This is a genomic window from Spirulina major PCC 6313 (assembly GCF_001890765.1).
Lineage (GTDB): Bacteria > Cyanobacteriota > Cyanobacteriia > Cyanobacteriales > Spirulinaceae > Spirulina > Spirulina major.
Genome location: NZ_KV878783.1, coordinates 3776127 through 3798507 on the forward strand (window position 1 = coordinate 3776127; position 22381 = coordinate 3798507).

A 22381-nucleotide genomic window follows, 5' to 3' on the forward strand; every position below is an offset into this window, starting at 1 on the left:
TCCATGACAGGATTTACAAATGATTAGTCCCTCCTACTTATGGAGCGTGTTGAGTTTTGCGATTGTTCCACCCAACCTACCAAATCATCAGGGTTTCAGCCAAAGCCTGATTTTTTGTCCTGTACTCAAACAGGCGTTACCTGGGTAACGCCTGTTTGATTCCTTCCCTAAATTCCTTCCTTAAACAATCTGTCGCATTAATGCAGAGCCTTAATGCTCAACATGGACACCGCGATAGATCAGTTTTTCAGTATGTTGCACGGGTGCTTGTTTGTCGTGGAATGTCACCTTAACACCGCGATACGTGCCCGTGTGGGCTACATCTTGGGTGTTGACTTTTTTGGTGTGGGCAGTGTAGCTGTGGCCGCGGTAAGAGAGTTTCATGGTGTCGCCTCCTATGATATGCAGAGAAAATATGAGGCGCGTTCCTTCAGAGTTTTGGGGCTCTTACTTCCGTCTCCGTTTGGAGATGAACGTTTTTGATTTCTGTATTCATTGTTACCGAATTCCCCCAAGCTGTCAAGAGGGGCGGCCCTAATTTTTGCGTCGCGAGCCTGCTTTAGGTGCTTTGCTGCAACCACTGCTGAATTGTGATTTCTGCGGCTCCAAAGACCTGCTTAAGGGTGAGCCAATGTTCGCGAGCCAGGATGATATCCTCAGCCTTGATTGCGGCTTCAACGTTGTAGGCGGTTTGGCTCAGGGCAGTGCAGCCAATATTGGCCGCAGCACCTTTTAAACCATGGGCTTTACATTGAGCATAGGTGAGATCACGACGGGCGATCGCACGCTCCAATTCTTCTAAGTCTATCCGGGTCTCACGGAGAAAAACTTCATACACCTGCGTAATGACGACGCGATCGCCATCGAGGAGATCAGCAAGATGATCCGCATCAAAGAGTTCCCGTGACCTCTTAGGCCGAGTCGGTGCAGAGGGGAGCCATTGATGGAGGATTTCGAGCAGTTGAGAGGGGTTAATCGGCTTGCTCAAATAGTCGTTCATGCCTGCATCCAAACATTTATCCCGGTCTCCTGCTAGGGCATTAGCCGTTAACGCAATGATCGGCACGTTTTGATACAAATCCCCGCCCTGGCCGAGCCGAATTTGGCGACTGGCTTCGTAGCCATCCATCATCGGCATTTGACAATCCATAAAAATGACAGTGTAGGGATGTTCAACGGTGGACTGGAGATGCTCTAAGGCAATCTTGCCATTACTAACCACATCCACCTCTAAGCCGTAGGTTTTGAGAAAGCCACGAAACACCAGTTGATTGACCACACTATCTTCGACCAGCAGCAGGCGGATATCCGGTGGCCACGTTGCCGGGGCGGGGACGGGGGGTGTGACGGGCGCAGGGGTGGATAGACAGCCAGGGTGATGGTTGAGGAGCAGGTCTTGCAGTTCCGACAGGAGCACCGGTTTAGAGAGGCACGCTTGTAGCCCTAGGTCGTGGATCAGGGTCGTGTTGCAGTTTTCGATAATGTCGGTCATCAGGATTAAGGTGATGCCCTGACCATGGGGATCATCTTTGAGGCGTTGGCCGAGGGTGATGCCATCGATGGAGGGCATTTTTAGGTCTAAAAAGGCGTACTGAATGGGGGATTGATCCCGATGACAGTGGGCGATCGCGTCTGGCTCATTCGTCGCCGTTAGCACCGTTGCCCCCCATTGCTCTAAATAAAACTGCAACAGGTTCCGACTATCAACATTGTCATCCACTACTAGAACGGTGATCCCGCTGAGATCCAACGCCGGGCGCGGTTGCGCTGGCTGCGCACTCCGCGCCAATGGTACGGTAAATTCAAAACAACTCCCCCGCCCTAGGGTGCTCTGAACCTGAATACTGCCCCCCATTAAGTCACATAACCGCTGACAAATGGACAGTCCTAGGCCTGTGCCGCTGTGCTGGCGGGTGGTGCTGGGGTCTACCTGGGTAAAGGGGTCAAACAGAGATGCGATCGCCTCAGCGGGAATGCCCATCCCTGTATCCCGAACCTGGGTAGTGAGCAGCAGTCTTGACCCGTCCGAGGTCACATGGCATTGCACGACGATCGCGCCTTGGTCGGTGAATTTAATCGCATTGTTGATTAAATTCGTGAAGATTTGACGCAGGCGATCGCGATCGCCGTAGACCTGCATCGGCTCCAGGGGCTGACAGTGGAGGACAATTTCTAACCCTTTGGCTTGGGCGCTGAGGGCCATGGTTTGGATGATACTTTCGAGCGTGGTATGAAGCTCAAAGTCGATGGGCTTTAGGGTGAGTTTGCCCGCATCCACTTTGGAAAAATCAAGGATGTCATTGAGGAGGGTCAGTAACGATTCCGCGCTGGATTGAGCGATATTGAGGTGCAGTTGTTGTTGGGAGGTGAGGGGATCATTTTTAAGCAGGGAGAGCATCCCTAGTACGCCGTTCATCGGGGTGCGAATTTCGTGGCTCATGGTGGCGAGAAAGTCGCTTTTGGCGCAGGCGGCTGCTTCGGCGGCGTTTTTGGCGGCGATCAGTTCCTGTTCAGCCCGTTTGCGATCGCTAATATCCGTCAGCAACGCATAATAACCCTCCACCACCCCCGTCGCCGAATAGTCCGGCACTAAAATCCCCGCCACAAAGCGATGGTGGTCGTCCCCGTAGAACAATTCAGCCTCATAGGATACCTGCTCTCCCGCCAAGACCCGTTCCACATTCTGCTGCACCTGAGCATACGCGGTCTCGCCGATCACCGTCCGTAAGCTTTGGCCCACAATCTCCTCCTTGCGGCGGTGAAACCAACGCTCATAGGTGCGATTGACAAAGCGATAGCGTTGGGATGCATCCACATAGGCAATACAGCCCGGAATGGAATCTGTGATCAGTTGCAAAAACTGGTTGCTTTTTTGGCGTTCGAGTTCTGCCTGTTTTTGTTGACTGATATCGGTGGAGACAATGCTAACTGACCAGGCTTTGCGTTCTGGATCCCACTGGGAATGGTTGGCTTGGGAAATCCAGCGCAGCGACCCGTTGCGATGATAGAGCCGATATTCATAGGTTCCGGATTGTTCGGCTTGAATATTGGCGAAAATCTTCGCCTCGATCGCCTGCCAATCTTCCGGCACAATCAATCCGATCCAGAGGGATTGATCCGCCATCAACTCGGCCGTTGTGTAGCCACAGAGTGCCTCGCTCCGGCCGGTAACATAGTCAATCGTCCAGACACAATGGGGCTCAAGCCAGAGATGGGTGATGATCGCATTGACATTATTGAGAATGCTGTTGAGTTTGGCTTCCGAGACTTTTTGGGCGGCTTCTAGGGCTTTGCGATCGCTGATATCCGTATCCACAACGGTCACATCCCAATAGCCCAAGTCCGGCTGCCACTGAACCCAACACTGAGCCAAAACCCAAACCCACCGTCCATCCGGACGGCGAAATCGATATTCCATCTGCTCGGTGCTCGTCCCCCGCTGGGCTAAGATTCGCGCCAAGGTGGGCGACACCACATCCCGCCAATCTTCAGGGTGAACACCTTGCTGCCAGAGGGTCGCATCGGGCATCAACTCAGCGACGGTGTAGCCAAAGATTGCCGCGCAATGGGGCGAAATGTACTCATGCTGAGTTGACCCATCTGGATAAAATCGTAGCCGGAGAATTCCAGCGATCGCAGTATCGAGGATGGCTTTCAGTTGTTGCTGCGATCCGGCGATCTCCGGGTTGAGGTGCTGATTATTGCTCTGGTTCACGCAATTCCCCAAATGCCTGCCACTCAAATGGTCTGCTGGTTGACTGACAAACGTTGATCGCCCTCACCCCCAACCCCTCGCCTTCTGGGCGAGGGGAGCCGATCCATTTTTCCAGTTCCTTCTCCCTAGGGGAGAGGGCCAGGGTGAGGGCTTTCCGAGATCTGGCTAATTTTGTCAGTCAACCAGGATGGTCTGTCCCATCATAATCTAGTTCTCGATCAGAATCTCACGACTTGAAACAGAACAAAATATAAATTATCTTGCGCCAAAATCATCATTTTATAACCCGCTATCACCCATTGGTAAACATGGGTTGTTTCACCTCAGTTTCACTGTAACTATTACGACTGCTTTGTTAAGATTCATCTATTTTTTGATTATTATTTTGTCGGATTTAAATGGGGGTTATAGGGACAGGGCTACGACCAATCCAGGGGCGATCGCGCCCCACTTCGATCCCAATTTTTCCGCCGCAGCCTGAGGATCTGGAAAGCAACCCCCTACAATATTGATTGACCATGGCCCGGCGTTGGCGGGCCCAACTCCACTAATCACCTTGCCAGGGATGCCATGAGCGAATCCACAACCACCCTCTACCGCGTTGGACAAACCGTCGTCCTCAACCAAACCCCGCCCTATTTAAAAACCGCTGACCCAATGCCGATGCTGCGGCCAGCGGATTTAATTACCGGGGCGGAACAGGGGGTCATTTTAGAGCGACGGCCGGGGAACTGTTGGGCGGTGAAGTTTGCGCGGGGGGTGTTTTTGCTCGATGAGCAGTATTTAGCGATCGCCCCCGATCCGGACAGCGAAGTCAGCACCGCCCCCAGCAAGGTTGAGGGTTAATCCCGACGATGCCACGGGTTTTTTCCATTTCTGTCCAGGCCGACCAAATCAGGTACAGAATTAATCCCCCGATGCCTGCGATAAACCATGCCGTCTCGTGATTCATAGTGCTGTTTTGTAATGGAGTGGGTGGATGCAACGTCGTACTTTTTTGACCTATGCGATCGCGTCTAGTTTAGCCGTCACCCTGCGGGGCACAGCCCAAGGAACCCGCAAACCTGCCAACGTCTTGATGATCTGCATTGATGACCTCAACGACTGGCTCGGCAGCCTCGGCGGCCATCCCCAAGCCCTCACCCCCAACCTCGATCGCCTCGCCCAACAGGGGATGCTCTTCCGCAATGCCCATTGCGCCATCCCCGCCTGTAACCCTTCTCGCGTCGCTCTCCTCACCGGCATCGCGCCCCATCGTTCGGGGGTTTACGACAGTCGCCACGATTGGCGGGCGGTGCTTCCGGAGGCGGTCACCCTGCCGGAACTGTTTCAACGCAGCGGCTATTGGCTGGGGGGTGCGGGCAAAATCTACCACGATCGCTTCCCCGACTGTACCCCCTGGGATGCCCTCTACCCCTACCCCTATTGGGAAAACGGCGATCGCCAGGCCGGAGCCTTTGGCCTCGATCCCCAGCCTTCTAACAGTCCCCTCAGCGGGATTCGCGGCGCGGGGGAATTTGATTGGGGGGCGGTGAATGGGGAGATGGTAGATGAGCGAGTCGCCGCCTGGACGGTGGCGCAACTCCAGGCACAGCGAGGCGAGCAACCGTTTTTCCTCGCCTGTGGGTTCTATCGTCCCCATCTGCCGTGGTATGTGCCCGCCCAATATTTTGAGCCGTTCCCCTTAGAAGACATTGTGCTCCCGGAGATTCGCGAGGATGATCTAGCCGATGTGCCGCCCGTGGGGGTTGCGATCGCCAATCGTCCCAGCAATGAACATCAGAAAGTCCTCGCCCGTGACCAATATCGCCAAGCGGTGCAGGGCTATCTTGCGTCGATCTATTTCATGGATGCGATGGTGGGGCGCGTTCTCGATGGCCTCGCCCAGAGCCGCCACCGTCAAAACACAATCATTGCCCTCTGGTCGGATCATGGCTGGCATTTGGGGGAAAAACTCCATTGGAAAAAGTTCGCCCTCTGGGAAGAGGCGACACGAGTGCCGTTAATTCTCTCAGTGCCGGGAATGGTTCCGGGGGTCTGCGATCGCGCCGTGAGCCTCCTCGACCTTTACCCTACCCTCGCCGACCTCTGCCAACTGCCCGACCCCCCACCCCTTGACGGCCAAAGCCTCGCCCCCCTCCTGATCAACCCCCAAACCCCCTGGGAACGGCCCGCCCTCACCCTCTGGGATGGACATTTTGCGGTGAGGAGCGATCGCTACCGCTACATCCGTTATCAAGACGGCAGCGAAGAACTCTACGACCACCAAACCGACCCCAACGAATGGATCAACCGCGCCAATGATCCCAACCTCGCCGCGATTAAAACTGCGATCGCCCCCCAGATTCCCACCACCCTCGCCGCTGTCGCCCCCGAAATCCCCCACCGCGCCTACGGTTGCACCCCCAGCAACACCACCTTCACCCCGCCCCCCTAACCCCAAAATTTTCGACCTTTGGCTACTAACGACCCTCCCGATTTTTCCCTAAGATAAAAAAACGCCTGCGTCCCCCTTGGAGAATTTAAAGCCCGTGTCTCCCCTTCCTCGCTATCCCGCCCTGATTAACAGTTCCATCATCGGCCTAGCGGCCAGCACCCTGGCCAGTCGTGAAATTCTCCATCGTCATGTTGAACAAACGTGTGATTGTGATGACGATCAGGACAGTTCGACTCAACTCGCCTCTCTGCATCGCTTTGCCGCCAAGGTTCGGACAAATCCCCTCTTACTAGAAAAACTAGGGCGACGGGTCTACGAACTCCTCGAAGCAGACCTCCAATATCAACGCGAACGCAATTGGACTTACGGGAAACGTTAAATGGCTGACAAAACCAAAGACTACGAACTAAACTACATCACCACCAATCGTTTCTATGTGGAGATGCAGGAAAAAAGTTATATCAGTGCCAGTTTTCAAGAATGTTCCGGAATTAGTTTCACCAATCAGGCGGATACCTTTTATGAAGGGGGCGTGAATAATCAGCAGCGGATTATGTTGGGCGATACTAGTTTTTCCGAAGTGACGCTCAAACGGGGACTGTGTAATGATGTGGCTTTTTTGGGCTGGGCTTGTCGGATGTTGACGGAACTGAATCCCACCAGTGACAAGAATGTCAGTGCCTATCGCCGCAATGTGAATATTTTGCTGTTTAACCAAGCGGGGGAAACGGTGCAGGTGTGGACGTTGATCGGTGCTGTGCCGGTGGGGTGGAGTGCGCCGAGTTTTTCGGCGGATTCGAGTGATGTGGCGATCGAGGAGCTAACCCTCGCCTATGAAGGGTTAAAGGTGATTGTGAAGACGAAGCCGTCCGGGGGAACGAGTGCCGGGGCGACGGTGCATAGTAACGGGCGCAAGGATGGATTTTTCTCCAGTAATTAACTGCTATGGCCAGCTTTCCCTTAGGACAACATCATGCGCTTGGGTTGCGATTTTTGCAGCCGAAACTCCTTAATCCGTTGGGGGGAATGTCCCTGGGAGTGTTGCGGCCTTTACCGACACTTGCGGCGGGGTTTGGGGCGATGCAAACCCTGTTCGATCCGGGACAACCTGCCGCTCCGTCAGAGTCTGCAACGGTGCAACGACGGCCAGCGAAACCGCAACCGTTGCCGGTTTCTACTCCGCCAGTTTCAGACTTGAATTCACCTCCAACTTCTTCAATGGTGCAGCCGCAGCGGGATACATCCCCGCCGCCCCCGACTACGCAGATTTCTCCCCCCTCTTCAGCATCAGGTACGCCACCGAGCGATCGCCCTTCATCCGCTGCTGATCTTCTCCAACGGATGAAAGAGAATGCCCGCATCGCCACGGGTAAAGAAGTAAAGCCCGATATTGCCATCCCTGCACCTTCAGAAGCATCAACCCCAACCCCGCCCCCAATCCAGCGTCAAAGCGACTCTCCAGCGCCCCGTCGCGAAATGCCACCGACAACGCCACCGAGCGATCGCCCCTCATCCGCTGCTGATCTTCTCCAACGGATGAAAGAGAATGCCCGCATCGCCACGGGTAAAGAAGTAAAGCCCGATATTGCCATCCCTGCACCTTCAGAAGCATCAACCCCAACCCCGCCCCCAATCCAACGTCAAAGCCAATCCGAAAACATCTCAACACCTCCACAACCTTCACCCACTCCATCGCCAACATCACCGTCAGACCTGGCTCAAAAAAAAAGTGATGCAGAACCCAAAGCCCCCAAAGGTCTATTCCAATCCCTAAAAAATGTTGCTCAACGCCTCATCCAGCCCAATCACACCCAAGCTCCTGACCCCCCTCAAAATACGGCAGCATCAAACACCACACCCAACACAATTCAACGACAAGTTTCTGAAAGTTCAGAGCCTGCGATCGCACCTGATACAGTTCAGCGAAAAGAAAGCGTCACCAGTTCTGGAAGCTCCACAAGTCCAACTGAATTAATTCAACGACAAGTTTCTGAAAGTTTAGAGCCTGCGATCGCACCTGAATCAATTCAGCGAAAAGAAAGTGTTACGAGTTCTGAGACATCACAAAATCCATCAGAATTAATTCAACGGCAGGTTTCTGAAAGTTCAGAGCCTGCGATCGCACCTGAATCAATTCAACGACAGGAAACCATTTCAAAAAATATAACTGAACCAATTCAACGGCAGGTTTCTGAAAATCCAGAGCCTGCGATCGCACCTGATACAGTTCAGCGAAAAGAAAGTGTTACCAGTTCTGAAAGCTCCACAAGTCCAACAGAATCAATTCAGCGACAGGTTTCTGAAAAGCTAGAGTCTGCGATCGCACCTAACACAGTTCAGCGAAAAGAAACTGTCACCAGTTCTGAAGGCTCCACAAGTCCAACGGAATCAATTCAGCGACAGGTTTCTGAAAGTTCAGAGCCTGCGATCACATCTGAATCAATTCAACCGGAATCAATTCAACGACAGGTTTCTGAAAGTTTAGATGCGATCGCACCTGATACAGTTCAGCGACAAGAAAGCGTTACGAGTTCTGAGACATCACAAAATCCATCAGAATCAATTCAACGGCAGGTTTCTGAAAATCTAGAGTCTGCGATCGCACCTAACACAGTTCAACCGGAATCAATTCAACGGCAGGTTTCTGAAAATCCAGAGCCTGCGATCGCACCTGATACAGTTCAGCGAAAAGAAAGTGTTACCAGTTCTGAAAGCTCCACAAGTCCAACGGAATCAATTCAACGGCAAGTTTCTGAAAATCTAGAGTCTGCGATCGCACCTGAATCAATTCAGCGACAAGAAAGCGTTACGAGTTCTGAGACATCACAAAATCCATCAGAATCAATTCAACGACAGGTTTCTGAAAGTTTAGATGCGATCGCACCTGAATCAATTCAGCGAAAAGAAAGTGTTACCAGTTCTGAAAGCTCCACAAGTCCAACTGAATCAATTCAACGACAAGTTTCTGAAAGTTTAGATGCGATCGCACCTAACACAGTTCAGCGAAAAGAAAGTGTCACCAGTTCTGAAGGTTTCACAAGTCCAACCGAATCAATTCAGCGACAGGTTTCTGAAAGTTTAGATGCGATCGCACCTGAATCAATTCAGCGACAAGAAAGCGTTACCAATTCTGAAAACTCCACAAGTCCAACGGAATCAATTCAACGACAGGTTTCTGAAAGTTTAGATGCGATCGCACCTGAATCGATTCAACGACAGGAAAGTGTCACCAGTTCTGAAAGCTCCACAAGTTCAACTGAATCAATTCAACGGCAAGTTTCTGAAAATCCAGAGCCTGCGATCTCATCTGAATCAATTCAGCGACAAGAAAGCGTTACCAATTCTGAAAGCTCCACAAGTCCAACTGAATCAATTCAACGACAAGTTTCTGAAAATCCAGAGCCTGCGATCTCATCTGAATCAATTCAGCGACAAGAAAGCGTTACGAGTTCTGAGACATCACAAAATCCATCAGAATCAATTCAACGACAAGTTTCTGAAAGTTTAGGGTCTGCGATCGCACCTGAATCAATTCAACGAAAAGAAACTGTCACAAGTTCTGAAGGTTCCACAAGTCCAACTGAATCAATTCAGCGACAGGTTTCTGAAAGTTCAGAGCCTGCGATCGCACCTGATACAGTTCAACGACAAGTTTCTGAAAATCCAGAGCCTGCGATCGCGCCTGATACAGTTCAGCGAAAAGAAACTGTCACAAGTTCTGAAGGTTCCACAAGTCCAACGGAATCAATTCAGCGACAGGTTTCTGAAAGTTCAGAACCTGCGATCGCACCTAACACAGTTCAACCTGAATCAATTCAACGACAAGTTTCTGAAAGTTTAGATGCGATCGCACCTGAATCAATTCAACGACAAGAAAGTGTTACCAGTTCTGAAGGCTCCACAAGTCCAACGGAATCAATTCAGCGACAGGTTTCTGAAAGTTCAGAGCCTGCGATCGCACCTGATACAGTTCAACCGGAATCAATTCAACGGCAAGTTTCTGAAAGTTCAGAGCCTGCGATCGCACCTAACACGGTTCAGCGAACAGAAAGTGTTACGAGTTCTGAGACATCACAAAATCCATCAGAATTAATTCAACGGCAGGTTTCTGAAAGTTCAGAGCCTGCGATCGCACCTAACACAGTTCAGCGAAAAGAAAGCGTTACGAGTTCTGAGACATCACAAAATCCATCAGAATCAATTCAACGACAGGTTTCTGAAAGTTCAGAGCCTGCGATCGCACCTGATACAGTTCAACCGGAATCAATTCAACGGCAAGTTTCTGAAAATCCAGAGCCTGCGATCGCACCTAACACAGTTCAGCGAACAGAAAGTGTTACGAGTTCTGAGACATCACAAAATCCATCAGAATTAATTCAACGGCAGGTTTCTGAAAATCCAGAGCCTGCGATCGCATCTGAATCAATTAGTATTACCAATTCTGAAAGCTCCACAAGTCCAACGGAATCAATTCAGCGGCAGGTTTCTGAAAGTTCAGAGCCTGCGATCGCACCTGAATCAATTCAACGACAAGAAAGTGTTACCAGTTCTGAAGGCTCCACAAGTCCAACTGAATCAATTCAGCGACAGGTTTCTGAAAACCTAGAGTCTGCGATCGCACCTGATACAGTTCAACCGGAATCAATTCAACGACAGGTTTCTGAAAATCTAGAGTCTGCGATCCACGCCCCTGATTACAAGTTCAGCGAAAAGAAAGTGTTACGAGTTCTGAGACATCACAAAATCCATCAGAATCGATTCAACGACAAGTTTCTGAAAATCCAGAGCCTGCGATCGCACCTGATACAGTTCAACCGGAATCAATTCAACGACAGGTTTCTGAAAATCCAGAGCCTGCGATCGCACCTAACACAGTTCAGCGAACAGAAAGTGTTACGAGTTCTGAGACATCACAAAATCCATCAGAATTAATTCAACGGCAGGTTTCTGAAAATCTAGAGTCTGCGATCGCACCTGATACAGGTCAACCGGAATCAATTCAGCGGCAGGTTTCTGAAAGTTCAGAGCCTGCGATCGCACCTGAATCAATTCAGCGACAAGAAAGTGTTACCAGTTCTGAAAGCTCCACAAGTCCAACGGAATCAATTCAGCGACAGGTTTCTGAAAGTTCAGAGCCTGCGATCGCATCTGAATCAATTCAACCTGAATCAATTCAACGACAAGTTTCTGAAAGTTTAGATGCGATCGCATCTGAATCAATTCAACCGGAATCAATTCAACGACAGGTTTCTGAAAGTTTAGAGCCTGCGATCGCACCTAACACAGTTCAGCGAACAGAAAGTGTTACGAGTTCTGAAAGCTCCACAAGTCCAACGGAATCAATTCAACGGCAGGTTTCTGAAAATCTAGAGCCTGCGATCGCACCTGAATCAATTCAGCGAAAAGAAAGTGTTACCAGTTCTGAGACATCACAAAATCCATCAGAATTAATTCAACGGCAGGTTTCTGAAAGTTCAGAGCCTGCGATCGCACCTGAATCAATTCAACGAAAAGAAAGCGTTACGAGTTCTGAGACATCACAAAATCCATCAGAATCAATTCAACGACAGGTTTCTGAAAGTTTGGATGCGATCGCACCTAACACAGTTCAACCGGAATCGATCCAACGGCAGGTTTCTGAACGTGGTGAAACGGTAGCTCCGGCGAATTTGCCTGAATCAATTCAGCGACAAAAGGAGGTGAAAAAAACTGCACCGTTGGGGTCGAGAAAAACGATCGCACGTTCCAGCTTGCCCAACATCCTTGATAAAATTGGCACATTTAGCCCCCTAAAGCGATCGCGCCCGGCCGCCTCAGCCCCCCCACCCGTGATTCAACGCAAACCCAAAACCCCCGCCCCCCCCGCCGTACCGCCATCAAATCGGGCAATCCCAGAATCCTGGTCAAGTATTACAGACCTCTTGCAAGCGAGTTCCGATTCAGCAGCGAGCACACCCACCCCCCTATCCAAAAACAACATCACCCCCCGCAAAAAACCATTGGGTAAGCGTCAACCCCTTAAATCAGACAGTCGTGCGACCAAAAATTGGAGCACCGTGCAAGGCGTAGTGCAAACCAAAGCCGAGCCAGCCGAGGACAATCGGAAAACCATTGAACTCACTCCCAAAGGCGTGAAAACCGTGACACCGCGACCCGTCCAGCGGATGATTCAGCGAGATGTAGATCCTGCGGCTTCCTCAGTCCCATCGGCAGAGACGACCTCAAAACAGAGATCGCCCACCGCCAAACGTCGCCAAGACCAAGGCGAAGCCGATCAGCTTGAACATTTGGCCGCTGCGATTTATGCGATCGTGCGCCAGCGCATCGCCATCGAGCAAGAACGCCACGGACGCGGCTACTCCGGTCGCCTACCCTGGTAAACCCCTGAAACACCATAAGGAGTCAGCACATGAGCAACAGCCCCATTCCCACCGGAAAACTAGAAAAAGCCATTTTGAAATCTGATGAAAGTGATGATATTGAATTTCAATTTAACCCCACCTCATTGAGTTTTAATCAATCCATCGATCTAGATGCCGAAACCGCCGCCCGCACCGAATCCGGTGATCCAAAAGTCAGTTTTAAAGGGCCTTGTAGCCGCACCTTAAGCATCTCTGACATTAAATTTGACACCTACGAAACCGGCGAAAATGTCATTGAAAAATACATCGGTAAATTTCTTAAAGCCCTAGACTTTGCCGAAAAAGGCGAAGCCAAAGGCAAACGTCCCCCCACCTACACCTTTATTTGGGGGCAAAATCAATACATTCGCCGCTGTTTCATTGAATCCCTTGACTTCGACATCACCCGCTTTTTAATTGACGGCACACCCGTTCAAGCCGTGATCAGTTCCCTCACCCTCACCGAAATTGAATCCGTAACCGCTAGCGGTTCCACCAATCCCTTTGGACGTGGCAGCGGGCCCAATCGCTAATCTGGTACGGATAGAATTTTTATGAATACCACCTATATTGCCCAAGCGACCCTCAAAATTAATGGCAGCAAAGCATCGTCCAAAATCATGGAAAGCTTACTGCAAATTTCCATTGAACAAAGCCTTCATCTACCGGCAATGTTCACCTTGATCATTCAAAACTCTCGCTATCCAGGTGATCCGGATGACAAGTTTTGGCAACATGAAACAGAATTTGAAATTGGGACAGAAATTGAAATCGGGTTTGTCGGAAGTACCACGGAAGATAAAGACTTTAGTGAAGTCGAAGAAGGCAGTGTCATTAAAGGGGAAGTCACAGCGATCGAAACCCAATTTACCACCGGCTCCCAAGCCCCGATCATCATCCGAGGCTATGACATTTCCCATCGTCTCCATCGTGGTCGCTTCAATCGTTCCTTTCAAGACACAACCGATAGTGACATTGTCAAAAAAATCATCGGTGAAGTCGGCATTACATCCAATACGATTGATGCGACCAGCCCCACCCATGAATATGTCTTTCAAGAAAATCAAACCAATATGGAATTTTTCCGAGAGCGAGCCGCCCGCAACGGCTATGAACTCTTTGTCCAAGATGGTAAATTGAATTTTCGTAAACCCAAATCCGAAGCCACGATCGAATTAGAATGGTTAAAGGATTTATATGATTTTCGGGTGCGGGTTTCTAGTGCAGAGCAGGTGAGTTCCGTCGAAGTACGCGGCTGGGACTATACCAAAAAAGAACCCATTGTTGCCACTAAAAACACCGATCAAGTTTTAACAGAAACAGACTACGGCAAGGGCAAAAAAACCAGCAGTAGTTTTAGTGGTAAGCCCACTAGTCCGAAGGTGATTGTGGTAGACAAACCGGTTTCTAGTACATCCGAAGCTGATAAAATTGCGCAGTCCTTAGTGGATGAACTGGGGGGAGAATTTGTCGTTGCGGATGCCCGTGCTGAGGGGAATCCGGACATCTGTCCCGGTAAGATTATTAAACTCAAGGACATGAGTAAATATAGTGGCAGTTATTACGTCACGGAAACCCGGCATTTATATGAGAATCGCATCTACATTACAGAATTTACGGTGCGAGGGTTGCGGGGGGGAGATTTACTAGCGATGTTATCACCGCCGACCCGTTTAAAGCCGGGTCAGACTTTAATGGTGGGGCAGGTTACGGATAATAATGATCCGAAAAAATGGGGTCGGGTGCGGGTGTGGTTTCCTACGCTCACGCCGAAAGAGGGAAAGGATGCCCATACGAGTTATTGGGCGCGGGTGGTGGCTATTGGGGCGGGTAAGGATCGGGGGTTTGATTGTTTGCCGGAGGTGGATGATGAGGTGTTGGTGGCGTTTGAGCATGGGGATATTCATCGGCCCTATGTGGTGGGGGGGGTGTGGAATGGGAAGGATGCACCGCCGACGGTGGTGACGGATAGTGTGGTGGATGGGAAGGTACGGTTACGCACATTTAAGACCCGCATTGGGCATCAGTTGCAGTTTGTGGAGGAGGATAAAGATAGTACTAAACAGGGGGTTTATGTTGATACGAAAGATAAGTATTATTTGCATTTCAATGATACAGATCAGTTTTTAGAGCTTAAAACTAAAGATGGACACCAAGTTTTACTGGATGATAAGAACCAAAAGATTCTAATTAAGAGCAAAGGAAGCCATCAAGTACTGCTAGATGATAAAGGCAAGAAAATTGAAATCAAATCTGGTGGTGGTCATCTCGTTAAGCTAGATGATAATAGCAAGAAAATTGAGATCACCTCTACAGGGGATATCAATTTAACGGCTGGAATGGGCAAAAATATTAATTTAGATGCAACGAAAATCAATCTGACGGGTAAGAGTGCGATTACCTTGAAGGTGGGGGGGAATTCCCTTGATATTCAGATGGCGAGTGTGACGTTAAAGTCGGCGGCAACGATGACAGTAGAGGGCTTAAGTACGACGATTAAGGGGACAGCATCTGTGGCGGTGTCGTCATTATCAATCAAGTTAGGGTAGGAGGTTTAAATAATGCCGAATTTAGTGACGATGGGGGCGATGATGCAGTGTGTGCCGTTTGGGGCAGCGCCGAGTAGTTTGATTGTGATTCCGAAGGGGACTCCGGTGACGGCTCCGGCGATGTTGGCGGCGACGGTGATGGATTTTGCGCCGATTGTGAATATTCCGCCGTTTGGGGTTTGTACGTCGTTGGCGAATCCGACGGTGGCGGCGGCGACGGCGGCGGCGTTGGGGGTGTTGACTCCGATGCCTTGTATTCCGGCAACGGTGGGGCCGTGGCAGCCGGGGGCGCTGAAGGTGAAGATTGGGGCGTTTGCGGCGTTGTCGGATACGTCGATTTGTAATTGTGCCTATGGGGGGGTGATTAAGATTACGATGCCGGGGCAGTTTATTACGACGGTGACGTGATGGGGGGAACGGATTGGGTGGGGGAGGTGTGGCGATCGCACCTCTCTTTAACCGCACAGATCACCCTGCCCTGTTTGCCGATTCAAAGCGAGGCGACCTTGGCGAAAGTGGCGGGGTTGGTGGAGAATTTCGGTAGTCCGTTGACGGTGGCGGAGCGGGAGCAACTGGGGGAGAGTTTGCATGAGTTGATCCTAACGAGTTTTCAATCCGGGCCAGGGGCGCGGCTTCAGGTGGAAATTACTCCCAACCCGCCGCCGGAAACGGGGATTACTTGCAATTTTCAGACGACGATCGCACCCCTTCCCCCTCCCTCTCCGCAGATGGAGGTTGATCCAACGGTGTTGGCTTGGGTGGAGCGATGTGCTCCGGGGGCGGCGATCGCGGTGATCGGGGCGGGTGCGGGTGACGGGGCGATCGCGCTGCGGCAGTGGGGTTACGCGGTGGAAGCCTGGGAATGGCGCGGGGATACGCCAGATCCAGCGGTAATTCAACAGGATCAAGATTTTTTCAACCCGTTAGCGCGGTTAACGCCGTCCCGGTTTGAATTGGCGATCGCGCCGGATCTCGTCGCCACCAGTTTGCGGAATCCCGACACCCTGCGGCTGCTGTTGGCGAAACTCTGTGATGGGGTGGTGTCGGGGGGGTATCTGCTGCTGGGGTTGTGGATTAGTGCGGTGGAGGTGGAGCCGGCGGTGCAGGAATGGGTGCAATGGTGCGGCGGGTTGATCGTGACCCAGGGGCAATTAATGACGCTCACGGCGGGATTGCCGATAATGTTGATGGAAGAACAGAGGGCGATCGCTCCTTCGCCCGCTCTTGATGCCATTGCTTTACCCGCCAGCCTCAAGCCCCAAATTCAACGCCAGTGGGTGATTTGGCAGCGGTCTTAACAGTTTCACTTTAGGTCCATGGTTGCGTAGACGATGTTCAAACGGAAACTTCCCCGCCCCCTGCGCTGGATAGTGGTCACCAGTGCGATCGCTGTCCTCACCTTTAACCTCCACCTCCTCGCACAACTCCACCGCGCCCACCAGGCCAGCCCCCAGCCCGAAGCGATCCTCGTCCTAGGGGGCGATTTTGAGCGAGAATATGTGGCCGCCTACTTTGCCCAAGAGCATCCGGGGTTGGATCTGTGGATTTCGTCGGGAATGCCCGAAGCCAAGTCCCGCGCCTACTTTGCCCAGGTGGGAGTAGACCCCCAGCGGCTCAATTACGATCGCCGTGCCGTCGATACCGTCACCAACTTCACCACCATGGGGCCAGTTTTCCACGCCCAAAACATCCGCCATCTTTATCTGATTACGTCAGATTTTCACCTCGGTCGCGCCCGCTTTCTCGCCTATCTCATCTTTGGCCATTACGGCATCACCGTCACCCCGATCGCCGTGCCCACCCAAACCCCCAATGAATCCTGGTGGGAAATTGTCCGGGATGGAGGGCGCGGCGTATTGTGGATCTTGACGGGCTATACGGTGGAAAAAACGCGAGGATGAAAAAGCGCAGGTGGTGGCTGGGGGGTGGATTGCTAGGGAGTGCGATCGCATTGGAACTGATCCTGCGCTGGGGATTTGGCTTAGGCAATCCGGTGCTGATTATGGCTGATCCTGAAACCGGCTATCGTTTCTTGCCTAATCAAGCCGTCACCCGTTTCGGCCATCCCATCGCCTACAATAACTACTCCCAACGCTCCGACCCCGTGCAGCAGCCCAAACCCCCCGAAACCCTGCGGATTTTGATGACGGGGGATTCCGTGCTCAATGGCGGCACGGTGATGGGTCAAGATCAGATCATTTCCGAGCAACTGGAAGCCCAATTACAGAGCGCGGACGTGAATGCGGAAGTGCTGAATGCGTCGGCGGGGTCGTGGGGCATTGGCAATCAATGGGGCTATTTACAACAGTTTGGAGCCTTTGACAGTGATTTGCTGATTGTGCAGATCGGGAGTCATGACCTGTTCCAGCCGACGAGTATAGGCGATCGCGTCGGGGTGGATGTGAATTATCCCGATCGCAAACCCCTGTTAGCCCTGCAAGAAGTGTGGCAACGGTACGCCTATCCTGCGATCGCGCAACGCTGGGGCCTGCCCCTCTCCACCGAAATCCCCCCCACCACCACAGATTTCACCACCCAATGGGAGCAAAACCGAGCCATCTTAGGGGAAATCATCGCCTGGAGCCGATCGCAAAATATCCCCCTCTGGGTCTTGTTCACCCCCAACCGAATCGAACTAATCCCAGACCCCCTACCGCCCCTCTACAAAGCCGAATTTTTCCGCTACCTCTACGCCGAAAATATTCCGGTGCTCGATCTCCATCTGGCTTGGCAGCTCGTCCCCCGCGCCACCGTTGCCACCTATTACCGCGATTCTGTTCACCTCACCCCGGCCGGTAATGCAGCGATCGCATCCCTGATCACCCAAACCTTACAAAACACCCTCCTCCTCTCCCGACCCAAACCCTAATACTGGCGTGAGTGAGCCAGAGGCTCTCCCGACCCAAACCCTAATACTGGCGTGAGTGAGCCAGAGGCTCACACTACTTTGCTGTTGTCTTGATGTAGTGCGAGCGTCTCGCTCGCTGCTCTGATGAGTAGTGCTGTGGAATGTAGTGCGAGCGTCTCGCTCGCTGCTCTGATGAGTAGTGCTGTGGAATGTAGTGCGAGCGTCTCGCTCGCTGCTCTGATGAGTAGTGCTGTGGAATGTAGTGCGAGCGTCTCGCTCGCTGCCCTGATGAGTAGTGCTGTGGGGCGAGGCTGTTTTAGGGTTGAGGCTGCGAGTTCTAGGGTTTCAGAATGTGATTAAGCAACGCCGCCCCGCCAAACCGCACTACATCGGTGCAGAATCGCCCGGTTTCGGCCGCCACTTGGGCGATCGCTGTTTTCGCGGCGGCCTCGTCTAAATGACCCGTATTGAGGGCGATCGCCGCCACCCGCACCGAGGCAAACGCCCCCGCCCCCCGCGCCACCGTCTCGTAAAGCTCAATCACCTCCGGCAGCGGCGGAATCGGCACATCGGGGCAATTGTGGATCACCTCCTGACCCGCCCGATGGACAAGGATTAAGCCCGTGGGTTGACTGCCGCGCAGCAGCGGTAGCGTCGCCGTCGAGCCGGGATGCAAGAGCGAACCTTGACCCTCGATTAAGAGCAGATCACAGCGCGACCCTAAATCCAGCACCGCTTGTTCCACCGCCCCCGCCGCAAAATCCACCCGCACCGCATCGAGGGGAATCCCTTCCCCCACAATCATCAAGCCCGCCTGACCCGTCGCCACAAATTTCGTCTGTATCCCTTGGGCCAATGCCGCCCGCCGCAGTTCCAACCCCGCCGACATTTTCCCTACCGCCATATCCGTCCCCACCGTGAGCAACCGCTGACAGGAGAGCGATCGCGCCCGTCCCATCCCAATCCCCAACCCCGGCGGCTCCTGGCGAATATCCCAAATCCACTGACCTTTTTGAAGACGGCTCCCCGGCAAATCCTCCACCATCGACATGATTGGCGTATGCAGCCCATTCACCACCGAAAGCCCCGCCACAATCCCCAACTTCACTTCCTCTAACCACGCATCGGGCAGTTGACCCCCGGACGGCGCAACCCCAATCAGCAAAATATCCGGTTGGGCGGCCAGTGCCTCGGTGACGGAAGCCACGATGGGAATCTCGTGGGGGATGCCGGTTAACTCAGAGAGGGATTCCCCGGCACAGTCGTGATCGATCAGTGCCACCACCTTGGCCTCCCCGTAGCGCAGGAACGCCAAGCCTGTTTTACCGCTGCGATCGCGAATCCCCCGATGGAGCAGAACGGCCACCCGATGCTGTGCTGTGAGATGTTCCATAGAAAAGGACGAAAACAAACTAAATAATCCATTGTAAAGGCGGATCAATCGCCCCTCAGCCAGCGATCGCACACTGTCCAGGCTGGGAGTTGCCCAGTCTACTGAGAATCTATTTCATTATTTTTGGGCTACGTTGCGATCGCACCACCCCAGAATTTTCATTAAGCTCCCCTTTAAACAGAATTGAAAAAAGCATTAAACCTTCTTAGCGTTCTCTTAATATTGCCCTAGTACGGTAATTTCAGGCGCGATTAAACCATCTGCAAGCGAGTTTCAAGCGAATACCATGGCCGTGAAACCTGCGATCGCCTTCGGTTCATACGATGGTCACTATCTATCAACGCACTCAGCAGTTTTTCATTAAACCTGTAGGCTAGTTGATAGATATTCTCATTTGTTGGTACTATAGCAGAGCGCTCAGAGCGATCGCGGCAGGTCGGTAGACCAGCCCCGTGGTTCTAGAGCCTATCGCCCCTATCGTTCAGACCATTTTTTTTGAGGAGTGATGAATTGACCATGACCACATTTCATCGGCTTTCGAGCCGTGCAACACCGATTCTGCTAGGGTCAGTCCTGCTGATGGCTCAGCCCCTCGCCGCTGAAGCCCAAACCCATCAAGACCTTTTCGACCAAATCCAAACCTACAGCGAAGAAGGCAATTCCATGCTCGGTCAGGGCGTGGGCGCATCCCAATTTAGCGACGTTTCCCCCAATGACTGGGCCTTCCAAGCCTTAGACGATCTCGTGCGTCGCTACGACTGCTTGAAAGGCTATCCCAACGGCACATTTCGCGGCGATCGCGCCCTCTCCCGCTATGAATTTGCCGCCGGTTTAAACGCCTGCCTCCAGCAAATAGAACGCCTCATCGCCGAAACCACCGCCGACTTCGCCACCCGCGAAGACCTCGAAACCATGCGTCGTCTCATGGAAGAGTTTGAAGCCGAACTCGCCATGCTCGGCACGCGGGTCGATAACCTAGAGTCTCGCGTTGCCTTCCTCGAAGACAACCAGTTTTCCACCACCACCAAACTCGACGGGGAAGTGATCTTCGCCCTCAGCGGCCTGTTTCCCAACGATGATCGCTACGACACCACTGGCAATGGGGTCACAAATCGCGACTTTTCCGACAACATCGTTTTTCAACATCGCACCCGCCTCAACTTTGATACCTCCTTCACCGGACGCGATCGCCTCCGCACTCGCCTCCAAGCCCGCAACGTCTCCGACTGGAGCATTGATGGTCGCGTCACTCGCGAAGCCCGCTGGGGATTCCGGGGCGACAATGAAAATGCAGTGGAAGTGGATGTCTTGTCCTATCGTTTCCCCGTGGGCAGCAAAATCACCGCGCAAATCTTCGCCAACGGGGTAGGCATGGATGATTTCCTCTCCACCCTGAACCCCTTCGATTCGAGCGGTGGCGGTTCCATTTCCCGCTTTGGGCAGCGCAACCCCATTTTGCGCACCGGTGGTCAACAGGCCGGGGCTGGGTTTGCCTATAAGGTTAGCGATGCCTTGACCTTCTCGGCTGGCTATACCGCCGATAATGCTGCTGATGCCGCCCAAGGTTTGTTTGGGGCAGACTACGCCCTCGGTGCTCAACTTCAATATGAGAACGACACCTTCGGGCTAGGCCTAACCTACATCAACTCCTACACCAAAGACGGCGGCCTCAACCATGACACCGGTAGCTTACCCTCGAACCTCGACGGCAATACCCCCGTTGTGGCGAACAACTTCGGTATTGAAGCGTTAGTCACGCCCAGCGATGCCTTTTTTGTCGGCGGCTGGGTTGGTTTTAGTGACGCGGTGATTATTGGCCAAGCTGAAGCCGATGTGTGGAACTACGCCCTGACCTTGGGTTTCCCGGATTTAGGGGGCGAAGGAAATCTGCTCGGTTTTGTGGTGGGTCAACAGCCCCGTTTGAGTGGTTCAGAGTTGCCGGTGGCGAGTCTGACGGCGGGTGATTTCGGTGCGTTGGGTTTAGGCGCACGGGAAGATCGCGATCTGGGCTACCACATCGAAGCGTTCTATAAATGGCAACTGACGGAGCACATTGATATTACGCCCGGTGTGATCTGGCTGACGAATCCGGGTCATAACAGCACGAACTCGGATGTGATTGCCGCAACGGTGCGGACACGCTTCAAGTTCTAGGACTACAACTCACACAACACAGAAGGCTGAAGCGGTGAAGTGACGACTCACCGCTTTTTTTGGGAGCTTAGGGGAGTTAAAAGTCGATGCTGGGGAAGTGGGGTTTGTGGTAGAAGTTGGCCATGTCGTCGAATTGATAGAGTTCGGCTCTGTGGCTGCTGAGGATTTCCGGGGTGTTGCCGATCCAGCGATCGTTAAAGGCCATCAGGGTTTCACAGAGGCGATCGCGATCCAACTCCTCGGACACTTGGGAGAAATAGCCCAGAGGAATATGGGCAGTAAAGGGATATTGTTGCTCAATGCCGAGGGCGATTAACCCGGAGTTTTGATACACCGCCCGCCGCAGTTGCAGCATCTTGTGATAGGACAATTCATCGATGGACACGAGTGCCACGGCGATCGCCCTCGGTCGCACCAAAAGACCCACCAGTTGCAATTCAATCGGGCCACGTTCGGGGACGGATTTTTGATATTCGCTAAAACTGTGGGTGAGGCGATCGCACAATTTCCCCTCAAACGCTTCGCCATGGGTCGCCACGGCGTGCTGATAATTTGAATCCCAAATTAAATCTGCGACGGTTAAGTGAAAGCTTTCCACCGGCACCGGCAGCAACAGCCCCGGCTCCAATTGGGCGACGATTGCCTGTTGGGTGGTGACGAGATGGTCATAAAACGTCTGATTGCGCGGATCTTGATGTCCTGGTGTGTTGATCGTGTAGCCCGGAAAGGGAACCGGCTGGCCGTGATTAAACTTTGGAGATTCTTGTATATGTTGAACTTGGTTACGATAGGTTTCAGGGAGTGTGAGTTTTGCAACTCTGTTGAGATAAGCCTGATAGGTTTCGTCCACGTTGGTCTGCCTTGAAGGTCTGTCTAGATCCGAT

General features: G+C 52.4%; 17 protein-coding genes and 1 riboswitch. Of the genes, 13 read left to right on the plus strand and 4 right to left on the minus strand.

What is annotated here, in order from left to right; genetic code table 11:
* Positions 1–210: 210 nt before the first annotated feature.
* Positions 211–384, minus strand: a complete 174-nt coding sequence (locus tag SPI6313_RS16735) for a DUF4278 domain-containing protein (protein WP_084669078.1) — start codon at positions 382–384, stop codon at positions 211–213.
* Between the two features lie 35 nt (positions 385–419).
* Positions 420–478: riboswitch (Glutamine riboswitch) on the minus strand.
* 81 nt (positions 479–559) lie between these two features.
* Entirely contained in the window at positions 560–3715 is a 3156-nt protein-coding gene (locus tag SPI6313_RS16740; protein ID WP_072622017.1) for a response regulator, read from the minus strand.
* Positions 3716–4285: 570 nt separating this feature from the next.
* On the opposite strand from SPI6313_RS16740, the gene sipA reads away from it, so the two are divergent.
* The 12 genes from sipA to SPI6313_RS16815 all read left to right on the plus strand — a co-directional run bounded on the left by sipA (position 4286) and on the right by SPI6313_RS16815 (position 17971).
* Positions 4286–4561 (plus strand): regulatory protein SipA, encoded by a 276-nt coding sequence (gene sipA, locus SPI6313_RS16745; RefSeq protein WP_072622018.1) that lies wholly within the window; start codon positions 4286–4288, stop codon positions 4559–4561.
* A 133-nt stretch (positions 4562–4694) separates the two neighbouring features.
* Entirely contained in the window at positions 4695–6152 is a 1458-nt protein-coding gene (locus SPI6313_RS16750; protein ID WP_072622019.1) for a sulfatase, read from the plus strand.
* 94 nt (positions 6153–6246) lie between these two features.
* A complete protein-coding gene (locus SPI6313_RS16755) occupies positions 6247–6531 on the plus strand; it encodes a hypothetical protein (protein ID WP_072622020.1) in 285 nt (94 codons plus the stop codon).
* Complete coding sequence (locus SPI6313_RS16760; protein WP_072622021.1) at positions 6532–7092, plus strand: phage tail protein; 561 nt, start codon at positions 6532–6534, stop codon at positions 7090–7092.
* A gap of 5 nt (positions 7093–7097) precedes the next feature.
* Entirely contained in the window at positions 7098–11084 is a 3987-nt protein-coding gene (locus tag SPI6313_RS23050) for a hypothetical protein (protein WP_139276684.1), read from the plus strand.
* 650 nt (positions 11085–11734) lie between these two features.
* The gene (locus SPI6313_RS16785) at positions 11735–12532 is read left to right on the plus strand and encodes a hypothetical protein (RefSeq protein ID WP_072622026.1); all 798 of its coding nucleotides are present in this window, start codon (positions 11735–11737) and stop codon (positions 12530–12532) included.
* A gap of 29 nt (positions 12533–12561) precedes the next feature.
* Positions 12562–13086, plus strand: a complete 525-nt coding sequence (locus tag SPI6313_RS16790) for a CIS tube protein (protein WP_072622027.1) — start codon at positions 12562–12564, stop codon at positions 13084–13086.
* A 21-nt stretch (positions 13087–13107) separates the two neighbouring features.
* Complete coding sequence (locus SPI6313_RS16795; RefSeq protein WP_072622028.1) at positions 13108–15102, plus strand: VgrG-related protein; 1995 nt, start codon at positions 13108–13110, stop codon at positions 15100–15102.
* 12 nt (positions 15103–15114) lie between these two features.
* Positions 15115–15510: a DUF4280 domain-containing protein gene (locus SPI6313_RS16800; protein WP_072622029.1), complete on the plus strand. Its 396-nt coding sequence runs from the start codon at positions 15115–15117 to the stop codon at positions 15508–15510.
* Positions 15510–16400 (plus strand): hypothetical protein, encoded by an 891-nt coding sequence (locus SPI6313_RS16805; RefSeq protein ID WP_072622030.1) that lies wholly within the window; start codon positions 15510–15512, stop codon positions 16398–16400. The genes SPI6313_RS16800 and SPI6313_RS16805 overlap by 1 nt, the downstream gene beginning before the upstream one ends.
* A gap of 33 nt (positions 16401–16433) precedes the next feature.
* A complete protein-coding gene (locus SPI6313_RS16810; protein WP_072622031.1) occupies positions 16434–17003 on the plus strand; it encodes a YdcF family protein in 570 nt (189 codons plus the stop codon).
* Positions 17000–17971: an SGNH/GDSL hydrolase family protein gene (locus SPI6313_RS16815; RefSeq protein WP_072622032.1), complete on the plus strand. Its 972-nt coding sequence runs from the start codon at positions 17000–17002 to the stop codon at positions 17969–17971. Before SPI6313_RS16810 ends, SPI6313_RS16815 begins: the two co-directional genes overlap by 4 nt.
* Before the next feature lie 316 nt (positions 17972–18287).
* Here the strand turns inward: SPI6313_RS16815 and SPI6313_RS16820 are convergent, their stop codons facing one another.
* Positions 18288–19343: an N-acetyltransferase DgcN family protein gene (locus SPI6313_RS16820; RefSeq protein WP_072622033.1), complete on the minus strand. Its 1056-nt coding sequence runs from the start codon at positions 19341–19343 to the stop codon at positions 18288–18290.
* A gap of 516 nt (positions 19344–19859) precedes the next feature.
* Between SPI6313_RS16820 and SPI6313_RS16825 the strand changes: the two genes are divergently transcribed.
* Positions 19860–21497 carry an iron uptake porin gene (locus SPI6313_RS16825; protein ID WP_072622034.1) on the plus strand — a complete coding sequence of 546 codons (1638 nt, stop codon included), beginning with the start codon at positions 19860–19862 and terminating at the stop codon, positions 21495–21497.
* Between the two features lie 76 nt (positions 21498–21573).
* On the opposite strand, the gene SPI6313_RS16830 is transcribed toward SPI6313_RS16825, so the two are convergent.
* Complete coding sequence (locus SPI6313_RS16830) at positions 21574–22347, minus strand: DUF1868 domain-containing protein (RefSeq protein WP_072622035.1); 774 nt, start codon at positions 22345–22347, stop codon at positions 21574–21576.
* Positions 22348–22381 lie beyond the last annotated feature (34 nt).

Bases quoted from the DNA above. Each gene is read 5' to 3' on its own strand.
- SPI6313_RS16760 (WP_072622021.1), top strand. From the start codon at position 6,532: ATGGCTGACAAAACCAAAGACTACGAACTAAACTACATCACCACCAAT.
- SPI6313_RS16825 (WP_072622034.1), top strand. From the start codon at position 19,860: ATGACCACATTTCATCGGCTTTCGAGCCGTGCAACACCGATTCTGCTA.
- SPI6313_RS16795 (WP_072622028.1), top strand. From the start codon at position 13,108: ATGAATACCACCTATATTGCCCAAGCGACCCTCAAAATTAATGGCAGC.
- SPI6313_RS16800 (WP_072622029.1), top strand. From the start codon at position 15,115: ATGCCGAATTTAGTGACGATGGGGGCGATGATGCAGTGTGTGCCGTTT.
- SPI6313_RS16815 (WP_072622032.1), top strand. From the start codon at position 17,000: ATGAAAAAGCGCAGGTGGTGGCTGGGGGGTGGATTGCTAGGGAGTGCG.
- SPI6313_RS23050 (WP_139276684.1), top strand. From the start codon at position 7,098: ATGGCCAGCTTTCCCTTAGGACAACATCATGCGCTTGGGTTGCGATTT.
- SPI6313_RS16735 (WP_084669078.1), bottom strand. From the start codon at position 384: ATGAAACTCTCTTACCGCGGCCACAGCTACACTGCCCACACCAAAAAA.
- SPI6313_RS16810 (WP_072622031.1), top strand. From the start codon at position 16,434: ATGTTCAAACGGAAACTTCCCCGCCCCCTGCGCTGGATAGTGGTCACC.
- SPI6313_RS16750 (WP_072622019.1), top strand. From the start codon at position 4,695: ATGCAACGTCGTACTTTTTTGACCTATGCGATCGCGTCTAGTTTAGCC.
- SPI6313_RS16790 (WP_072622027.1), top strand. From the start codon at position 12,562: ATGAGCAACAGCCCCATTCCCACCGGAAAACTAGAAAAAGCCATTTTG.
- SPI6313_RS16805 (WP_072622030.1), top strand. From the start codon at position 15,510: ATGGGGGGAACGGATTGGGTGGGGGAGGTGTGGCGATCGCACCTCTCT.
- sipA (WP_072622018.1), top strand. From the start codon at position 4,286: ATGAGCGAATCCACAACCACCCTCTACCGCGTTGGACAAACCGTCGTC.
- SPI6313_RS16820 (WP_072622033.1), bottom strand. From the start codon at position 19,343: ATGGAACATCTCACAGCACAGCATCGGGTGGCCGTTCTGCTCCATCGG.